Genomic DNA, 18,353 nt, shown 5'->3' with positions numbered 1-18,353 from the left:
TCTAATACCAAATCCGACTCATTAAACCCCGAAATATCTTATCTGTCAAGCTGGCCACCAATGGTAGTGAGTGAGAGCTTTAATGTCCGATTGCATTGTCATTAAAGTTCGACAGCGCTGTTCGAGAACATCTTCGAGGTCTTCCAGGGTCTCAAAACACCGATTGGCCAGTGGTTCATCCGCTAGCCGCCACAACCGTTCAGCGGGCTGTAGCTCTGGAGAATAGGGGGGTAAAACCTTCAGATGAATGCCAGGTGGCACCACCCGATTCTTACAGGTATGCCATCCGGCTCCATCCAGAACGAGAAGAATCTGTTTGTGCTTTCCCGCTCCAACTTGCTGAGCAAAGCTTTGTAGGGCTTGATTAAACCATTCTCCATTGACCCGAGGCAGAATGAACCATTCGGTATTGCCAGTTGCGGGATGAACGAATCCATACAGATAGGTCCATTCATAGCGATGGTCCACCTCAGCAATTGGACGCTGACCCACAGGCGCCCAAATCTTTCGAATAATGGGTTTAAGGCCTAAACGATGTTCATCCAAGGACCAAACTTCGACCTGAGCATTAGGGTAGCGTCGCTCCAATTCTGCTTTGTACTCAGGCAGTTTTCTTAAAGCGGCTTGGGCCTCTGGTTCACCTTTACGGTGGTGAGGACGTGGGCATTGCAGGGACTGCTCCAATCGCTTGAGATAGTCCCAACCGCGTTGGGGCCAAACCTTATCGACTCCTGTCATCTGAGCGATGACCTGGGCTACTTTGGGGCCGTTCCATAGACCACCGTCGGCGGGTGGGGTTTGTAGACGAGTCAACAATTGTGCACATTGGTCTTGAGTCAGAAGACTGCGAGATTGATGAGGTCGCTTATCTTTGCGTCGGTTGCGTAACCCATGGGCGCCATTGTGGTTATACTCCCTGACGATTTCTCGAGCGTAATCGTAGTTGAGACCGACCACTTGGGCTGCTTGAGTTAGCGTTGTTTGCTCACTGACGAGCCATAGTAGATGCCAGCGGCGCGATTCTACTGGGTCTTGGCTGGCTCGGTAATGAGACTTCAGCTCGTCAGGCGAAAAATGGGGTTCGAGATTGACCTTTACTCGAAAAAGTGGACAGTTCATTTAAGCTGCGAGTGTTTGATTTCGTGTCCTCCAGTAATTTTCTTCAAATTGGACAGGGGCGCAATATCCAAGGGTTGAATGAAGTCGTTGTCGGTTGTAGAAAACCTCAATTCATTCTGCAATAGCCGTCTTAGCCATCGCTCGATTAGGGAACGTTGTGGGATAAATTAACTCAGTTTTGAGGGTCCCCAAAAAGCTTTCAGCCACCGCATTATCCCAGCAATTGGCTCGACGACTCATACTACAAGTGATTCCCTTCTTGATTAAAGCCTGTTGATAGTCCCCACTGGCATATTGACTGCCTCGGTCAGAATGAAAGATTAATCCAGTCTGTGCTGGTATCCGTTGTCCTAAGGCAGCCTTTAGGGCATTGAGAACTAATTGTGTCCGCATATGCTCAGCCATGGACCAACCTACGACTCGTCGAGAGAACAAGTCAATAATGACGGCCAAATATAACCATCCTTCATGGGTCGAGATATAGGTGATATCTGCAACCCAAGCTTGGTCAGGTTTCTCGCTCGTAAACGTCCTGTCTAGGATATTCGGGGCCATCGGCCCATCATGCTCAGAATGAGTAGTGACTTTGAATGGACGCTTCGCTTGAGCACAAATCCCTAGCGTTGAATCTGCTCTGACAAGATTTCATTCTCCTGGTGTCTAGGGGAGGGCTTTCGCTTTACCCAGGCATAGTAGCCACTTCTCGATAACTTGAGGACTTTACACATCAAGACAATGGGGAAGTTCACCTTCTCTGCTTTGATTAACTCATAGGGGTTGAGCTTTCCTGAGCAAAGAAGGTTGCTGCTTTTTTAGGAAATCTCGTTCCATCTGAACGCGTTTGAGGTCTCGACGCAATTGGTTGAGTTCTTGACGCTCAGCAGATGTCAAGGGGCCACCGGGGATAGGGTGTTGGTCAATTTGGGCTTGTTTGATCCATTTGCGTAAGGCACTCGGGTTAAGTCCAGTTCTCTCGCCACTTGATTAACAGATTTACCAGACTGTTGAACAATTTTGACGGCCTCAGCCTTCTGTTCAGTAGTAAAGGTTCGACGGGGTCTTTGTGTCATGTAAACATTCTCCTAGGTTATCGACTCTTCGGGAATGTCCACTTTTTCGAGTAAAGGTCAAATGTCCACTTTTTCGAGTAAAGGTCACTGTGGTTGAGCCAACGACAGGTTGAGTTTGTGCTCAGGCAAAAGAAGAGTGCTTATGTTCAACTCCAGGGTGAAGTGGACTATCAACCCCTCAAACAGAGGGGATTTGCCCCAGACCAGAAAGGGTTCCTTCGCGATGTCTATTGGGGAAAGCGAGCTGCAAGGGCGACATGGCGACTATAACCCAGCACAGACAAGCTCCATCGCTCTCATCCCCCGTTGATATTCAGGTAGCTTATTGGGAGAGAGTTTCATCAGCTCATCCACCAATCGAGCCAGAACTCCATCCCCTGTTATCGCCCACAGATGAGCAGAGAGTCCGACTCGGAATGCACTATGACGCTTGTTCGGTGAGGTGGGAGATTCGGGTCTAGTAATGTAGCGCTGGAGTCCTTTTTGCTTAAGACTTTGCCCTTGCAGGGCTGCACTGGTATAGGCAATGGCAATCAGAATGACAATCGCAACCAAACGCTCTTCCATCGCTTGAGAGCCTTCGAGGCAATAGCCTCCCTGTTTGAAGTCGCGGAACATTTCTTCGATACAGAAGCGTTTTGATAGCTGACGATAGCGCTGTTGAGGTCACAGAAGTTCGTGAGGATAAACCAGGCTTCATCAGGCGCAAAGCCGTGATAGCGTCGTTTCCATTTGGCGGCCACATTGAAGTGTCCAAAGCCTTTAGCCTGAGTGACGCGTACATCATTGAGAAACAGCTTTTGACCAGGGCAAGGCCAAACTGTTGAAGTTGTTGAGTAAACTGCTGGTCCATAGACACTTCGGTATTCCGCTTGAGGCGCAGACAAAAGTGGACCTTCTGTTGAGCTAACCACTGTCCGAGCTTGACGGAACAAAACTCTCGGTCACCGAGGATAACCAGACGATAGGCGGATAAATGGCGAATGACGTTGCTCAAAATAGCCGTTTGCTCGTCATAGTTGCTGCTGCCCTTTTTAGCGAGCGCTTCACACCATATGGGAATAGCGCGATGTTGCCAGACCACGCTCACCATCAATAGATTAATCACACCCCAACTGGTACGGTCGATGACGATATAAAGCTGGGAGCCTTGAGGGTACTGCTTGCTCAGCCACAGTTCAACCAGCGGTAGCCAAAGCGTTTCAAGCTCAAGGGTCGGTAAGGATAAGAACCGTTGTATTTTTTCGGCGACTCTCAAATAGAATCGGCAGTGGCAGTCCTTCTGCTAGGGTCTCGATTTTGACACAGCGAAGCGTTTGTAAAAGATGAACCAGAATCTCAAGGAGAAGATACTGGGCAGGAGACAGTTGACGGCGTAAATGGGGTTGGTATAGTGGCAATATCATTGTCAATAAGGTGAGCTGGAGATACATCATTTTCAGCCCATCTTTTTTCTTGTCTACCTGATTATTAGCCAAAGAAGCAAGGTGTCCACAGGGCATGTCGCCCCTCCAGGAAAGCGAGACCAGTTGGGACCGTTTAACCTCGCGTTTTACTGGAAGCGACAGTATCGAGGCAAGGAGGGAAAAGATCCTTGGTTTATCATGACGAGTTTACCGACACTGGAGCAGGCTCTCTCGCTTTACGCTTGCCGATGGGGAATAGAGATGATGTTCAAAGACTGCAAGAGTGGGGATACAATCTCGAACGAACGAAAGTCAATGATGCTCGTTTCCTTGCTTTGGTACTGGTGATGGCGATGGCCTATTGTTTAGCAACAGTCGCTGGCTATGGATTGAAAAAATTGAAAGTCAACCACTATGTTGCTCGGCTCAATGAGCACTCTCGGCGGCGGCCTCGACACAGTGATTTTGGCACGGCGTTGTATGGACATTTATGGTGTTGTGGCATGGAAATTTGGACCTCATTCGCCACTGAATTAATGCAACTGATACCCCATAAACGACTCAATTATCAGAGGGGCATGAGGGCGCTATCACTGATTCAGACTATGTTGTAAAACCCTTGTCATCCCCAAAGTCAGAGCTTTACTCACTTGATGGATCACCTCATCGGCTAATTGTCGTGAATACCCTTCCCAGCCATCGGTTTGCCAATGGTGACAGGCAGTTTTGCCTTCGGTATTCTCAATTAATTCTTGAGCGAGTTCGTCGGTATGTTTGCCAATACGGCCACTGAGCACCAAGCCACTGTCTTTAGAGAGACTCAACGCTATCCAGCAATCACCGACGCTCAACTCTTTCGGGTCACAGGGCTTTTGCTTTTTTTGACAAAGGACCACAACTCATCTGCATTGATGACGTCAGTTGAAACGGCCTGAACGTCTTGGTTGTGAATCATTTGGGCTTTATGGCTCGCTGAACGAATCACACTCACACAAGTGTTGTAAGCCACACCTGTGATGCGGGATAGGCCTCTGAGGCTACTGCCTTCAGCATGAGATTGAAGGATGGTCTGGATGGTTTCAGAAGAAATCTGACGGCGATAATAAAGGGTATCAAAGGTCTCACTGAAGGTTTGGTGACAGTGGGGGCAACGGTAACGTTGGCTGCCTTTACTGGTTTTACCGTGTTTGTGGGTCTTTGGATGACCACATAGAGGACATTGCATCAGAAGATAGGAAAACTCAACTCCCTATAGGTTTAACAAACCCACACTTTTTTGATGCACGACCGTTTCATTGCGACTGTGAGAAAATAAACAAAGTTAGCTTTATATCCCTCAGTCTTCTTTCAAAACTAAGTTTGAAGACTGAGATTGCTGACAATTAGAAGGATAGAGTCTATGGTTTGTATTGGATTGAGCTATACGTCCTAGGAGAGAATCGGGTTGCGATCGATCGCAACTCGCACCGTAGATTTGCCTGAATCCACAGAACCGTTAGCGAGGACTATCCATATTGTGTTTGACTTGCCAGAATATCTGAAATTAGTGGCGGGTCTCGCATCAATCGTTAATCCTGTGGGTGTTATCCCTATCTTCCTCAGCTTGACAGAGGGGCAAGGCTCTAGCCAAAGGCGTCTTATTGCCTTTCAATCCTCTATTGCTTTAAGTATTGTTCTGTTAGTGGCTCTTGTCGCTGGAGAAGCCATTCTCAGCTTTTTTAGCATTAGCCTACCGTCCTTCCGAGTCGCAGGCGGCTTATTAATCCTGCTAACAGCATTATCCATGTTACGGGCAGAAACCATCGAATCACGCCAACTCACAGAAACAGGTACCGTCGATCCGAATGAACCACCGACATTACCGGATGCTCCTGTTGCCGTTGTCCCCATTGCCATTCCTCTACTCGGCGGCCCTGGTGCCATCAGCACCGTCATTGTTTATGCGCATACCCAGGAATCTATAGAACATACCATTCTCGTTGGTTTAGCAATTCTAAGTGTCTCTGTAATCGCCTTAGTGGGATTACTCATTGCCCCCCTGATGGATACTGTGATGGGTAAAACAGGTATGAATGTGATTAGTCGAGTCATGGGATTAATCATCACCGCTATTTCCATCGAATTTATTGCCGATGGTGTCAAAGAGCTCCTACCTGGATTAGGCTAACAAGAGTGAGTATCGATTCCTAAAGCTTTCAAGTGCACCTGCATCAAAGCATTTGCCATTACTAGCTGATCTGCAAAAATCAAAATTTTTTATCTGATTGTTAGAGTTTGCTAGTGATTAGGCAACACTAGGGGATGACGAGACCAAGACACTTTGGTTCAGCACCACCATTGTGTCAATTCTTGCAGCCCTCTAGGCTTACTTTATGATTCAAAGAGTAGGACGATCCAGCCAAGAACAACTTGTAAGAATCCAGACTTTGATAGAAGGATTACTGGATCATGATCAGCTTGAGTCTTTAGTAGATAGTGCCTTAACGTTTTTGAAATCCGAGTTGGACTACCCACTATTGTGGATTGCCCAGTACGACGCTAATCAATCTGAATTGATCGGTTTAAGTGGTGGTTTACCCCAGGCTGATTCCACCGCTTTTAGTCAGCGCTATCCAGTCTTACCAGGCGATTTATTTGATCAAGCCTTGCTGACCCGAAACCCCATCGAGGTTATGAATCTCCAAGAAGAAGGTCGAGTCGGCAAATGGCAAAAACTTGCTCAGCGGTTTGACATTCAAGGAGCTATTCTTTACCCCATTCAATATCGAAAAGAATGTGTTGGCCTTCTGCTATTAGGTTCTGTCCATTGGGGCAGAAATCCACGCACCGAAGAAAGCACTTTACTCTCCCTATTAACTCACTCCCTAGGGGCCGCCTTCAATCGATTGAGCCAGGAGGCAATTGAGCCTGTTTCGACACCTGCCCAACCCCTAGCACACCTCATTAATCAGATGAGTGTACTCACGGATTGGGATGAACGGGTCAATGTCATTTTGAAATCAACACAGCAGGCCATCGATCCCACCTTTACTGGTTTGTATTGGTTAGATTTAGAAGAAAATAATTGCACTTTAAAAGTAACTTATCAACCTGGCCAGGGCAGTCGCTTAGGTCGAGCACGCCCGATTAAAGCACAAGTCCAGATTGCTGAAATTGAACCTTTTTGTCAAGCCTTATCCGCAGGTCAGATGATATCGGTCAGCGAAAGCCAAGGTACTGTGAATGCCAAAGTTCCATTGCGCTTAATGCAACAAACTAAATCTCGGTCTTTTCTCTGCGCACCCATTATGGGGAATGGACATCTGATGGGATTTTTGTCAGTCGAGGGCAAAGAACCTCGAGTATGGCAAGAACAAGAAAAGAACTTTATCCAAGCTGCAGCCCAATTAATGGGTTTATCTGCCGTTGCCCCTGTCGGGGATAACCCCGTCCAAGTTTCCTCCCAAACCCAAACCTTGATGGGGCAATTCACTCAATTGATGGTGGAATCCAAAGATTGGCCTAGAACACTCAAAAAGGTTTCTGAGCACTTGTGTCGGCATTTGCAAACCCAACGGCTTTTACTACTTAGCCAGGATGAACAAACAGGTGGGTTTCGGATCGAATATCAGTACCATAGCCCCAAGCTGCGGCCTTTGTTAGAGTCCTTACATCCTCTGAGTGATGTGGATCGGCGGATGTTAGAGCGAAACATCGGCTCGATCACCATCTCAGATCTTGAAGAAGACTTACGATTCCTAGCATGGCGAGAGTCACTGATCAATCAGGGATTGCGCTCCCTTTTGCTCTGTCGCACAGTTGCCAATAGTTCGACACCCCAAACTATCCTTGTTTTAGGCAATCATCGAACCCGCACTTGGAAGCCCAAAGAGATTGAATTCTTACAGGAATTTGCCCAAACCCTTGGGACCTTTGAGCAAAAACAGCGAGATTACATCCTCCAGCAATCTCAGCTGAATCAATATGACCTTGCCCACAATGGTCTGCAAACCCTGTTGAAAATTGAAGATCCGACTCAACTTATCACTTCAGGCATCGAACTTATTACCCATATTTTTAATGGTCCTCTTGCTGCAGGCATACTGTGGATCCCTGGCCATAACCAAGGGAAGATTGTCGCTTGCCATGCAATATCACCCGAATTTGCCATTTCAGATGACGAACTGATTCAACTGGATCAAGATCCTCTATTCACACAACTATTGCACTCACTGGATCAACTCCCTCACCCATCTGAGTCCATCATCCAAATATCGGCCAAAAACATCGCTCCAGAAACTCGTATTTGGTTAAATGCTCCTGGGGTCGCTCAAGTTCTAGTCATGCCATTGCGATCGCCCGATTCTCCAACACCTCTGGGTGCCATCGTCCTTGGCACTTCCGATGATTTCTGTTACAAGACCTCAGAGCTTAAGCTGATACAAACCCTGGTTCAACAGTTAGGCAGTCGTTATCGGTACCTGCGAGAAACCAACTTACTCCAACGACAATGGATGAGTTTGGAGAGTTTAACTTGGTATAAAAACCGATTTTTAGAAACAAACTTAAGCCATCTTAAGGACTTGCAAAATCCTCAAGAATCATCACAAGACGAGTCCATAGAACTTAAATGTGACTCACGCCAAGAAGCAATCACTTCCCTGACAACTTTACTCAAGACGGAAGATTGGCAACTCAGCCTTGCCCAAGATTCTATTCCCCTAGCTAGTATCCTTCGACGCTGCTTGGAACAGATAGAACCCCTTGTTCAATCCAGACAATTATGGACCCAAATTCATAATCTTACGTCCAATACTACCCTTACAGGAACCAGCAATAAGTTAGAACTTGTTCTTTACGAATTATTGGTAGCTGCTTGCCACCGCTCTAACCCAGGGGATCGGATTGATATTTGGTGTCGTCTAATCAATGCCAAATGGGTTGAACTTTCCATCACCGATCAAGGACAACTCCACCCCCAGTTCATCCAAGACTTTCAATCTGTAAAGACTCGCGATTTATTATTGCCGAGTCTATTAGATAAAGGACCGGGCCGAAATTTAAACGCATGCCAATCGATCATCGAACTTTTGGGGGGGCGAATGGAAATTGCCCAGCTCGAAGACGGGAGAACCCTCAGCCGACTGACCTTACCTCAACAGATGAAAGGAGGCAGGTCTAACTAGGCTACCTCAGAGGGCTCAGGCTGTCGTTGCGGTCGGAATTGGAAGAGAGAATAAACAACATTACGACGAATTGCAGTCATCATATCCAAAAAGACTTCATACCCTTCACTTTTGTACTCAATCAGTGGATCTTGCTGACCATAGCCGCGAAGCCCAACAGCTTCACGCAATGCATCCATCTGCTGCAAATGCTCTCGCCAAAGCATGTCAATTTGCTGCAAGATAAAGAATCGTTCTGCTTGGCGCATCAAGGTCGGTTCCATCTCGTTTACCTCTGACTCTTTCTGGTCATAGGCAATGCGGACCTGCTCCCGCAAGAACATTTTCATCTCTGGCATGGACAGATCAGCAATGTGGCTGGCTTCTAGATCCTCCAGCAAATAAACAAACTCTTTGGTTTTGTCTACCAATTGCTCCAAATTCCACTCTTCCGGCGGTAGTTCTGGATTGACATAGGCTTCCACAATGTCATCCATCGTCTGTTCTGCATATTCAATAACCCGCTCTTTCAGGTCTTCACCTTCCAATACCCGTCGACGTTCAGCATAAATCGCTCGTCGCTGATTATTCATTACCTCGTCATATTCAAAAACTTGTTTCCGAATATCGTAGTAGTAAGTCTCAACCTTCTTTTGGGCATTTTCTAGGCTGCTCGTCAAAATCCGTGACTCAATGGGCATATCCTCTTCTACCCGGAAAGCGTTCATCAATCCTGCAACCCGATCACCACCAAAAATGCGCAGAAGATTGTCTTGCAAACTCAAAAAGAAGCGGGTTGAACCTGGGTCACCCTGACGTCCAGCCCGACCTCGCAACTGGTTATCAATGCGGCGAGAATCATGTCTTTCCGTACCAATCACATGGAGACCGCCTCGTTCTACAACCTTGTCATGCTCCTTGCTGGTAAACGCTTCATATTCTTCTAGAATCAGGTTGTAGACTTCCCTGAGCTTCTGGATGACAGGATCATCTGTAGGTGCTTTTTCAGAGGCGACCGCCATTAAGTCTTCAGCTTGTAATTCAGGTAAGCTCTGTTCACCATATTGTTTAACAGCCGCGTTTACGGCTTCTTTCAATAAAGATTCAGCGTCCTTAGAAATAGTGGTAGGGAAGATTTCGGGAGAAACCTTCCAGGTTTTTCTCTGTATTCCCTTTTGTTGACCGTCTCCACCAAACCCTTGGCTGTCAGCCTCAGGTAGCTTGACCTGCATCATTGACAACGGGTTATCATCTTCGGGTTGGACAATCCGGGGCATCAAATACTCTCGTACCTTGAGACGCGCCATATACTCAGCATTACCGCCCAAGATAATATCCGTCCCTCGACCCGCCATATTTGTGGCAATCGTTACACGGCCCTCTCGACCTGCCTGAGCCACGATCTCCGATTCCCGCTCCACATTCTCAGGCTTCGCATTCAGGAGATTATGTGGGATATTGCGTTCCAAAAGAAGCTTTGACAATACCTCGGATTTCTCAACACTCGTGGTTCCTACCAAGATGGGGCGCCCAACTTCGTACATATCAGCACATTCATTGGCAACGGCTAACCACTTTGCTTCTTCACTCTTGTAGACCACATCAGAGATATCTTGCCGTTGATTAGAGCGATTAGTCGGTACAATCGTGACTTCTAACTTATAGATTTTTTCAAATTCAGCTTCTTCTGTCTTTGCTGTACCCGTCATCCCTGCCAACTTGTCATAAAGCAAGAACAAATTTTGATAGGTAATCGTGGCTAGAGTCTGTGTCTCATTCTGGATTTCAACTTTTTCCTTGGCCTCAATTGCTTGATGGAGGCCATCACTCCATCGCCGCCCTGGCATCACTCGACCCGTAAACTCATCAACAATGACTATTTCGTCATTACGAACGATGTAATTAACGTCGTTAATGAATAGTTCTTTAGCTTTAATAGCATTGAACACATAGTGAGCCCAAGGATCCTCAGGATCGAATAGATCGCTAACCCCTAAGATTTTCTCTGCTTCAACAAAGCCTTCATCCGTCAAAATAACATTGCGAGCCTTTTCATCCACCTCGTAATGCTCTTCGGGTTGCAAAGCATTGGCAACTTTAGAGGCATCCAAATATTTTTCCGTTGGTCGCTCAACCTGACCCGAAATAATTAGAGGAGTTCGTGCTTCATCAATTAGAACAGAATCCACCTCATCAATGACGCAATAATTGAGGGGTCGCTGAACAACTTCCTCGATGGAAGTTGACATATTATCTCGTAGATAGTCGAAGCCAATCTCACTATTGGTCCCATAGGTGATGTCGCAAGCATAATTTTTCTTGCGCTCCGTCGGAGACATGGACTGTTGAATCAGCCCTACACTCAACCCCAAGAATCGATGGACCTGCCCCATCCATTCCGCATCTCGTCTGGCCAGATAATCGTTCACCGTAATAGCATGAACTCCCTTGCCAGTTAGCGCATTTAAATATGCTGGCAAGGTTGATACTAACGTTTTACCTTCTCCAGTTTTCATTTCTGCAATTTGACCATCATGCAGAATCATCCCGCCTAGAAGCTGAACGTCAAAGTGACGCATACCCAATACTCGCTTGGATGCTTCTCTCACAACGGCAAACGTTTCTGGCAAAAGATCATCTAAGGTCTCACCGTTTTTCAAGCGCTCTTTGAACTCATCAGTTTTTGCTCTTAATTCCTGATCTGAGAGAACCTCTACTTCTTCTTCAAGGAGATTGATTTCAACCACATCGGGTTGGTACTTTTTGAGCTTTCGCTTATTCGGGTCGCCCAATAATGTTTTAAGCATGGTTCTAGATAGTAGAGTTCAATCCAATCAGAAATAAATATTTTGTTTCACCCATTGGGTAAGGTGTTGATCACCATCAAGCAGGATACTTAAGCTCATTAATCTAACGATTGCCGTTTTAAATACCCTTATAGCTTTGATTCTTATTAAATAATGGCATGTTTGTTTACGCCGTATATAATCGATACACAAGTAACTAACTGCATTATTGACCAAATTCTAGACGGGCTAGCTCGACCAACTCTACAGTGACAACATCCAAATTTGATTCTCGAGCAATCGCTTCAATCTTTTGTCTTGCTTGGGATCTTGCGAAAAACGGAATATTTTTGAGTTTCGCTTCTGCAGTGGAAGTCCATTGGAGTAGATCAGTCAAGTCAGACTCGCGCATTGTCTGCAGCACCTCTTGGGAGAATTCCTTTATTTATTTTAAATCCTAAACAACTTTAGATGTTGGTCTAGCTTGTTTATCTGTTTAAGTTAGCAACGAAAATACTCATGAGAAAGCCCCTCCTATTTTAGGTAGGGGCTTTCTAGCCGATATTACTCAGCTAGTTATCAAAGTTACTAAAGGTAACTTAGTCAACTGATGTAGCGTCGATATCAGGCAGAGATAGTGCGTATTCTGTCTTCCGCTCAATACCCTTCTCGAAACCAGCAGCAGCAGCCCGGGCGCGGCCGGAGTGCCAAATATGGCCAACAAAGAAGAAGAAAGCAAGGCAGAAATGTGAAGTGGATAACCAAGAACGGGGAGAAACATAGTTCACCGAGTTGATCTCAGTTGCCACACCACCCACAGAGTTCAATGCACCCAAAGGAGCATGAGTCATGTACTCAGCCGCACGACGAGCTTGCCAAGGCTGAATATCATTTCTGAGCTTGTTGAGGTCCAAACCGTTGGGTCCACGAAGGGGCTCCAACCAAGGTCCACGGAAATCCCAGAAACGCATGGTCTCACCACCGAAGATGATCTCACCAGAAGGAGAACGCATCAGATACTTACCAAGACCTGTAGGACCTTGGGCAGAAGCGATGTTAGCCCCTAACCGTTGGTCACGAATCAAAAAGGTCATTGCCTGAGCCTGAGAAGCTTCAGCAGCAGTAGGACCGTAGAATTCACTGGGGTAAACAGTGTTGTTAAACCAAACATAACCCACAGCAATCATGCCACACATGTAAAGGGCACCCAAGCTGTAAGAGAGATAGGCTTCACCAGACCAGACATAGGCTCGGCGAACCCAACCCCAAGGCTTAACAAGAATGTGGAAAACGCCACCGAAGATGTAGTGAACACCTACGAGAAGGTGACCACCTACAACGTCTTCTAAATTGTTAACACTAACGATCCAGCCACCTTCTCCCCAGGGAGACCGGGTAATGTAACCCAGGAAAGTACCTAAGTTCCAAGTTGGGTTAGTAATCAGGCGAACATTTCCACCACCAGGCGCCCAGGGATCATAAAGACCGCCAAAGAACATTGCTTTTGCAGCAAAAGCAAGAGCACCAATTCCGAGGAAGATTAAGTGAATCCCCAGGATCTGCATCATCTTTTCTTTGTCTTCCCAGTCATATCCCCACCAATCAGAGTAATCCTCAAACTTAGCAGGGCCTCTGAATGTGTGGTAAAGACCACCAAAACCGAGGACAGCAGAAGCAATCAGGTGAATAGCACCAATCACAAAATAAGGATAAGTGCTAATAACTTCACCACCAGGTCCAACACCAAAACCTTCAGCGGCCAGGTGAGCAAGCAGGATGCTGCCTTGCTCGTACATAGGCTTTTCAGGAATGAAGTGAGAGACTTCAAACAAAGTCATTGCACCAGCCCAGAAGGTAATCATTCCAGCATGGGCAATGTGGGCACCAGTTAGCTGACCAGATAGATCAGTTAGTCGTGCATTTCCAGCCCACCAGCCATAGCCAGTGGTTGCGCGGTCATAACCAGCCGCAGATGGATTAAAGGGCGTTTCCACGTGGTAGAACCTCCTCAGGGAAGATGAAGTTTTCATGGATTTGGTCTTGGGGTGCCATCCAAGCACGCAGACCTTCATTCAAGAGAATGTTCTTGGTATAGAAGGTTTCGAACTCAGGGTCTTCAGCAGCCCGGATTTCCTGGCTAACGAAGTCATAAGCACGCATGTTGAGGGCGATACCCACTAGGCCAATGGCAGAAGCCCATAGACCGGTCACAGGCACGAACAACATGAAAAAGTGCAACCAACGCTTGTTGGAAAAGGCAATCCCGAAAATCTGAGACCAGAATCGGTTAGCAGTGACCATGGAGTAGGTCTCTTCTGCTTGGGTCGGAGTGAACGCAGCAAATGTATTGGCGTCTTGACCGTCTTCAAACAAGGTGTTCTCAACAGTGGCTCCGTGAATGGCGCACAACAGCGCACCACCCAAAATACCTGCAACACCCATCATGTGGAAGGGGTTGAGGGTTAGGTTGTGGAAACCTTGAGCAAATAACAAGAATCGGAAGATGCTTGTTACACCCCAGCTAGGCGCAAAGAACCAGCTGGATTGACCCAAAGGATACATCAAAAAGACGGAAACATACACGGCGATAGGACCGCTGAAGGCAACTGCGTTGTAAGGACGCACGCCCACTAGACGGGCAATCTCGAATTGACGCAGCATGAAGCCGATCAAGCCGAAGACACCATGTAATGTGGTGAAGTTCCACAGTCCACCCAGCTGACACCAGCGGGTGAAGTCACCTTGAGCTTCGGGTCCCCAAAGTAGAAGTAGGGAGTGGCCGAGGCTGTCGGCGGGGGTGGATACAGCAACGGTCAAGAAGTTAGCCCCTTCTAGATAGGAGCTAGCAAGACCGTGGGTGTACCAGGAAGTTACGAAAGTTGTGCCGGTAAACCATCCCCCGATGGATAGAAACGCACAGGGGAAAAGTAGGATACCTGACCAACCAATAAAGACGAACCGATCACGCTTAAGCCAGTCGTCGAGGACGTCAAACCATCCTCGCTCCTGGGCGCGTCCGACTGCTATGGTCATGGAAATAAACCCTCTTGATCTAACTTAAAAATTGCAAGGCCGCAAAATTTTCTTTCGAACCTTGTGAGGTTTCTCAGAAACCGGACTAAGGAATCGAGAGTTTGGGTTCTGGGAATTAATAGTGTAAATCGCCCTAGAACCTCAACCTACACCTCTTCATAACCAAATGTTATAGAGATCATTCACTAAATGTAACAGAGTTTCGTCAGAAATTGTAGCGGCTACAAAGGCACCTCCACTGAGGTTTAGCCAACTTAGAATGAATACTGAGTACAAAACTTTATCTACCTCAACCATCGATTTTTTAGGGGTTGGCTCCTAAAATGGCTTGTCCTCAGCTTGGCCTTAAGAGAAGTAAAGTTATGTGGGGCACTGAAACAAAACTTCATAAAACAAATCAACAATTTTATTGATCTCATCAAATTTATATTTAACGCTATATAAAAGGTCTAGATGTGACCGTAAGCTTTGGTTGCACCTTGGGAATCTAAAAATTAGGTTCTTAGGAGTCAACTATAGCCTCATCAATTGTTGAGCTGGGCAGCTTATACTCATATATCAGTGCTCATCATTAGTTTAGGAATCACAAGAACTTATCCGACCATGACCACACAAAAACTATTAGATAAGCAAACTTTGCGTTACGAAGTTCTTGGGACTCGCCGGTTTAGCAATTACATGATCGCAACGATGGTCTCCATTGGAGGGGTTGGTTTTTTCTTAGCTGGTCTTTCTAGCTATTTCAAAGTCGATCTCCTGCCAACTGGTAATGCTGTTGATCTAATTTTTATCCCTCAAGGCATCGCTCTTTCCTTCTACGGTACTTGTGGTTTACTGCTCGCAACCTACCTATGGCTAACCATAAGCTGGAACGTCGGAGCCGGTTTTAATGAATTCAGTCAAGATTCTGGTAAATTTCGACTCTTTCGTTGGGGCCGCCCAGGCAAGAACCGAAAAGTTGAGCAAACATACCCTTTAGAGAATATTCAATCCGTCCAGATCAAGATCCGTGAGGGACTCAATCCTCAACGGACCATCTATCTGAGAATCAAAGGGCGTAATGATATTCCTCTCACCCGAGCGGGGCAACCTATGGCTCTGGACAAAATTGAGAATCAAGCAGCTGAGATCGCTCGTTTCTTGGGCGTTCCCATGGAAGGTTTGTAAAACCCAAAAATGTAGTGTATAGACTCCTTATGCTTCACTCAACCAAATCTATCAGCTTCTTCAGATCATTTTGGGTGATGGTACTCGTGTTCTTATTAATGGCATGTAGTGCTCCTTCCAATTCCTCAGGTACATCAGATACAGGTGGCGCGTCACCATCTGGTTCTCCTGCATCTGAAAGCACTCAAGAAGGCAATTCAGAAACGACTGGGGTACCGGGTTCAGAATCAACATCTCCCTTAGCTCAACTACCACAACTACAAGGGGAAGCTACGGTAGTACTGCAAGTCAATGGGAAAACAATCACCCTGGCCATTAATGGTAAGGATGCTCCTATTACAGCAGGGAACTTTATCGATTTAGTTGATAAAAAAGTGTATGACGGTACTGCTTTTCATCGGGTAGTTCGGACTCCCTCTCCCTTTGTTGTTCAAGGGGGAGATCCACAAAGTAAGGATCCTAATTTCCCTGTACAACGGCTGGGGACGGGTAGCTATATTGATCCCGAGACGAAACAAGCCAGATACCTACCATTGGAAATTCTGCCAGAAGGGGCTGAGCAAGCCGTTTACAGTAAAACGTTGAAATCTGCAGGTGAAAACAAGCCTCCAAAATTACGACATACTCGGGGGGCGGTCGCCATGGCTCGCTCTCAATTACCTGATTCAGCGTCTGCCCAGTTCTATTTTGCTCTTGCCGATGTAGATTTCCTAGATGGAAACTATGCCGTCTTTGGTTATGTGACAGAAGGTATGGACGTTGTGGATCAGATCCAACAGGGTGATCGCATTGAATCTGCAAAAGTTACTGCAGGCATAGAGAATCTAAAGCGATAGGCGGGTATTTGTGGCTCTATGGCCATAGTGGACTCCCAAGTACGATTAGCAAACTTAGGTGATAGGCATATATTGCTAAGTTTGCTGATTGCTTTTTATGAACACTTGCATATGCCGATAGCAGGCCCAGAAAAACTGTACGCTGCATTAACGAAGTTGATGAAAGATCCGATGTGTGATTTCACCCTTGCAGTGGCGGCAAATGAATCAGGTGTGGCATACATACAAATCCGCTATTTTTACTCCTTATGGTCACTGGGTTTAGAAGCCAAGCTTGAAGATGTATACGTTATACCTGAAGCGCGGGGGCAAGGGGTGGGCTCCCGGTTACTGGCTTTTGCAATTGATCGGGCTCGACAACGTCAATGTCGGCTAATTGCGTTGAATGCCAATGACAGAAATATAGCTGCCAAAAATCTCTACACTCAAAACGGATTTAACTGCCAACCCTTACGATGGCAAGGTGGACAACAACTGTGGTTTGAGAAGATTTTGTAATCCTGCATGATGGCCAAAATTGTTGTTACTGGAATGGGGTTAGTCTCAGCCTTGGCACCTAGTCTGGATAAGACCTGGCAGCGATTACTTTGTGGTGAGTCAGGGATCCAACATTGCCATCCTTTTCCAGACATTTCTGCTCAACCGTTAGCCTTGGTTGGTTCTCAGCCTAGTCATCTTGAAGACTTATTAAAACCTGCATTGTCTGAAGCGTTAGATGATGCGGATCTTGCGCCACCCATTGCTGATTGTGGTGTCGCTATCGGGTCTAGTCGTGGTTTTCAATCGCAGTGGGAGGAGGGAGCATTTGCTTATCACACTCCCATGGCCTCTCATGGCGAAAAGAGATCACTTTTAGCTGCTCCAGAGCAACTTGCCCACATCTATAATGTATCTCCTGCCTCAATTGTTGCCCAGGCAATTTCAGCTCAAGGCCCTGTTCTCGCCCCCCGTGCTGCATGTGCAACAGGGATTTGGGCAATTGCCCAAGGGGCTGACCTGATACGGGCAGGCTATTGTTCACGCGCGATTGTCGGTGCTGTTGAAGCCCCCATCACACCATTGACCCTCGCCGGATTCAATAAAATGGGTGCGATGGCTCAATCAGGCGCTTATCCCTTTGATCAAAATCGAGAAGGATTTGTTTTAGGAGAGGGGGCCGCTATTTTAGTTTTAGAAGAAGAGTCGGTTGCTCAGAAACGACAGGCCAAAATATATGGTCAAGTCTTGGGAGTGGGATTAACGGTGGATGCCCATCATATGACTGCACCTGAGACCAGCAGGCGGGCGGCCATAACCGCTATTCAGGATTGCCTGCAACGCAGTGGCTTAAAGGCATCGGATGTTGGCTATATTCATGCCCATGGCACGGCCACTCATTTAAATGATCAAGCAGAGGCTGTGGTGATTAAAGCACTATTTCCGTCTTCAGTTGCCATTAGCTCTACAAAAGGAGCGACTGGACATACATTAGGCGCATCAGCAGCTTTCGGATGCATTTTCAGTTTGATGGCTCTTTCTCAGAAGGTCCTTCCGCCTTGTGTTGGATTGCAAGAGCCAGCGTTTGACCTGAATTTTGTTCGTGAACTCCATGGGCATAATACGCAGTCTGCCCTATGCCTAAGTTCTGGTTTTGGTGGACAAAATACGGTCTTAGCCTTATCTTCGTGAGCATTAGTGTGAAAGGATACATTGCGTGAGATGTATTGAGTGTTTTGTGCGGCATCTCTTTTCGCTAATGAGTGGGGATTGAGAAGGATGGATCTCTTGGGCAATGAATTGGGCACACTGGATG

General features: G+C 46.6%; 14 protein-coding genes and 5 pseudogenes. 8 read left to right on the top strand and 11 right to left on the bottom strand.

What is annotated here, in order from left to right; all coding sequences use genetic code 11:
• Positions 1 to 45: 45 nt before the first annotated feature.
• Together ON05_RS25315 and ON05_RS25310 are read right to left on the bottom strand one after the other, a co-directional pair.
• On the bottom strand, positions 46 to 1,119 hold the full coding sequence (locus tag ON05_RS25315) for an IS630 family transposase (RefSeq protein WP_262562353.1): 1,074 nt from the start codon (positions 1,117 to 1,119) through the stop codon (positions 46 to 48).
• A pseudogene (locus ON05_RS25310) lies at positions 1,120 to 2,189 on the bottom strand (IS3 family transposase). It lies immediately after the preceding gene.
• Between the two features lie 84 nt (positions 2,190 to 2,273).
• On the opposite strand from ON05_RS25310, the pseudogene ON05_RS25305 reads away from it, so the two are divergent.
• Positions 2,274 to 2,432 (top strand): annotated as a pseudogene (locus tag ON05_RS25305) (IS4 family transposase); the annotation flags it as partial.
• Positions 2,433 to 2,453: 21 nt separating this feature from the next.
• Here ON05_RS25305 and ON05_RS25300 read toward each other — a convergent pair.
• The 4 genes and pseudogenes from ON05_RS25300 to ON05_RS25290 form a co-directional block, all read right to left on the bottom strand.
• Positions 2,454 to 2,756 carry a hypothetical protein gene (locus tag ON05_RS25300; protein ID WP_262562352.1) on the bottom strand — a complete coding sequence of 101 codons (303 nt, stop codon included), beginning with the start codon at positions 2,754 to 2,756 and terminating at the stop codon, positions 2,454 to 2,456.
• Positions 2,723 to 3,076, bottom strand: coding sequence for a hypothetical protein (locus ON05_RS25295; RefSeq protein ID WP_262562351.1), 354 nt, complete (start codon positions 3,074 to 3,076; stop codon positions 2,723 to 2,725). The genes ON05_RS25300 and ON05_RS25295 overlap by 34 nt, the downstream gene beginning before the upstream one ends.
• 11 nt (positions 3,077 to 3,087) lie before the next feature.
• Positions 3,088 to 3,282, bottom strand: a pseudogene (locus tag ON05_RS38730) (hypothetical protein); the annotation flags it as partial.
• Positions 3,283 to 3,397: 115 nt separating this feature from the next.
• Positions 3,398 to 3,691: a transposase gene (locus ON05_RS25290; protein WP_262562350.1), complete on the bottom strand. Its 294-nt coding sequence runs from the start codon at positions 3,689 to 3,691 to the stop codon at positions 3,398 to 3,400.
• Positions 3,692 to 3,703: 12 nt separating this feature from the next.
• Between ON05_RS25290 and ON05_RS25285 the strand changes: the two are divergent.
• A pseudogene (locus ON05_RS25285) lies at positions 3,704 to 4,209 on the top strand (IS4 family transposase); the annotation flags it as partial.
• Positions 4,210 to 4,212: 3 nt separating this feature from the next.
• Here the strand turns inward: ON05_RS25285 and ON05_RS25280 are convergent.
• Positions 4,213 to 4,820: pseudogene (locus ON05_RS25280) on the bottom strand (IS1 family transposase); the annotation flags it as partial.
• Positions 4,821 to 5,039: 219 nt separating this feature from the next.
• On the opposite strand from ON05_RS25280, the gene ON05_RS25275 reads away from it, so the two are divergent.
• Together ON05_RS25275 and ON05_RS25270 are read left to right on the top strand one after the other, a co-directional pair.
• Positions 5,040 to 5,762, top strand: a complete 723-nt coding sequence (locus tag ON05_RS25275) for a MarC family protein (protein WP_010477207.1) — start codon at positions 5,040 to 5,042, stop codon at positions 5,760 to 5,762.
• Positions 5,763 to 5,967: 205 nt separating this feature from the next.
• A complete protein-coding gene (locus ON05_RS25270; protein ID WP_010477209.1) occupies positions 5,968 to 8,760 on the top strand; it encodes a GAF domain-containing protein in 2,793 nt (930 codons plus the stop codon).
• On the opposite strand, the gene secA is transcribed toward ON05_RS25270, so the two are convergent.
• The 4 genes from secA to psbD form a co-directional block, all read right to left on the bottom strand.
• Positions 8,757 to 11,546, bottom strand: a complete 2,790-nt coding sequence (secA, locus tag ON05_RS25265) for a preprotein translocase subunit SecA (protein ID WP_010477211.1) — start codon at positions 11,544 to 11,546, stop codon at positions 8,757 to 8,759. The genes ON05_RS25270 and secA overlap by 4 nt on opposite strands.
• A gap of 205 nt (positions 11,547 to 11,751) precedes the next feature.
• Complete coding sequence (locus ON05_RS25260) at positions 11,752 to 11,937, bottom strand: PCP reductase family protein (protein ID WP_010477213.1); 186 nt, start codon at positions 11,935 to 11,937, stop codon at positions 11,752 to 11,754.
• Between the two features lie 187 nt (positions 11,938 to 12,124).
• Positions 12,125 to 13,555, bottom strand: a complete 1,431-nt coding sequence (gene psbC, locus ON05_RS25255) for a photosystem II reaction center protein CP43 (RefSeq protein WP_085945229.1) — start codon at positions 13,553 to 13,555, stop codon at positions 12,125 to 12,127.
• A complete protein-coding gene (psbD, locus tag ON05_RS25250; RefSeq protein ID WP_010471451.1) occupies positions 13,503 to 14,558 on the bottom strand; it encodes a photosystem II D2 protein (photosystem q(a) protein) in 1,056 nt (351 codons plus the stop codon). Before psbD ends, psbC begins: the two co-directional genes overlap by 53 nt.
• A gap of 603 nt (positions 14,559 to 15,161) precedes the next feature.
• Between psbD and ON05_RS25245 the strand changes: the two genes are divergently transcribed.
• The 4 genes from ON05_RS25245 to ON05_RS25230 all read left to right on the top strand — a co-directional run bounded on the left by ON05_RS25245 (position 15,162) and on the right by ON05_RS25230 (position 18,229).
• The gene (locus ON05_RS25245) at positions 15,162 to 15,725 is read left to right on the top strand and encodes a photosystem I assembly protein Ycf4 (RefSeq protein ID WP_010477216.1); all 564 of its coding nucleotides are present in this window, start codon (positions 15,162 to 15,164) and stop codon (positions 15,723 to 15,725) included.
• A 77-nt stretch (positions 15,726 to 15,802) separates the two neighbouring features.
• The gene (locus ON05_RS25240) at positions 15,803 to 16,561 is read left to right on the top strand and encodes a peptidylprolyl isomerase (RefSeq protein ID WP_010477218.1); all 759 of its coding nucleotides are present in this window, start codon (positions 15,803 to 15,805) and stop codon (positions 16,559 to 16,561) included.
• 111 nt (positions 16,562 to 16,672) lie between these two features.
• On the top strand, positions 16,673 to 17,059 hold the full coding sequence (locus ON05_RS25235) for an N-acetyltransferase (RefSeq protein ID WP_085945231.1): 387 nt from the start codon (positions 16,673 to 16,675) through the stop codon (positions 17,057 to 17,059).
• A 6-nt stretch (positions 17,060 to 17,065) separates the two neighbouring features.
• Positions 17,066 to 18,229, top strand: coding sequence for a beta-ketoacyl-ACP synthase (locus tag ON05_RS25230; protein WP_010477222.1), 1,164 nt, complete (start codon positions 17,066 to 17,068; stop codon positions 18,227 to 18,229).
• The last annotated feature ends 124 nt before the right edge of the window (positions 18,230 to 18,353 follow it).

The organism is Acaryochloris sp. CCMEE 5410, from assembly GCF_000238775.2.
GTDB lineage: Bacteria > Cyanobacteriota > Cyanobacteriia > Thermosynechococcales > Thermosynechococcaceae > Acaryochloris.
The sequence above is the reverse complement of the archived record's forward strand: the minus strand, read 5'-3'. Positions and strand labels throughout refer to the sequence as shown.

Bases quoted from the DNA above. Each gene is read 5' to 3' on its own strand.
- ON05_RS25315 (WP_262562353.1), bottom strand. From the start codon at position 1,119: ATGAACTGTCCACTTTTTCGAGTAAAGGTCAATCTCGAACCCCATTTT.
- ON05_RS25300 (WP_262562352.1), bottom strand. From the start codon at position 2,756: ATGGAAGAGCGTTTGGTTGCGATTGTCATTCTGATTGCCATTGCCTAT.
- ON05_RS25290 (WP_262562350.1), bottom strand. From the start codon at position 3,691: ATGCCCTGTGGACACCTTGCTTCTTTGGCTAATAATCAGGTAGACAAG.
- ON05_RS25270 (WP_010477209.1), top strand. From the start codon at position 5,968: ATGATTCAAAGAGTAGGACGATCCAGCCAAGAACAACTTGTAAGAATC.
- secA (WP_010477211.1), bottom strand. From the start codon at position 11,546: ATGCTTAAAACATTATTGGGCGACCCGAATAAGCGAAAGCTCAAAAAG.
- ON05_RS25260 (WP_010477213.1), bottom strand. From the start codon at position 11,937: ATGCGCGAGTCTGACTTGACTGATCTACTCCAATGGACTTCCACTGCA.
- psbC (WP_085945229.1), bottom strand. From the start codon at position 13,555: ATGAAAACTTCATCTTCCCTGAGGAGGTTCTACCACGTGGAAACGCCC.
- psbD (WP_010471451.1), bottom strand. From the start codon at position 14,558: ATGACCATAGCAGTCGGACGCGCCCAGGAGCGAGGATGGTTTGACGTC.
- ON05_RS25245 (WP_010477216.1), top strand. From the start codon at position 15,162: ATGACCACACAAAAACTATTAGATAAGCAAACTTTGCGTTACGAAGTT.
- ON05_RS25240 (WP_010477218.1), top strand. From the start codon at position 15,803: ATGGTACTCGTGTTCTTATTAATGGCATGTAGTGCTCCTTCCAATTCC.
- ON05_RS25235 (WP_085945231.1), top strand. From the start codon at position 16,673: ATGCCGATAGCAGGCCCAGAAAAACTGTACGCTGCATTAACGAAGTTG.
- ON05_RS25230 (WP_010477222.1), top strand. From the start codon at position 17,066: ATGATGGCCAAAATTGTTGTTACTGGAATGGGGTTAGTCTCAGCCTTG.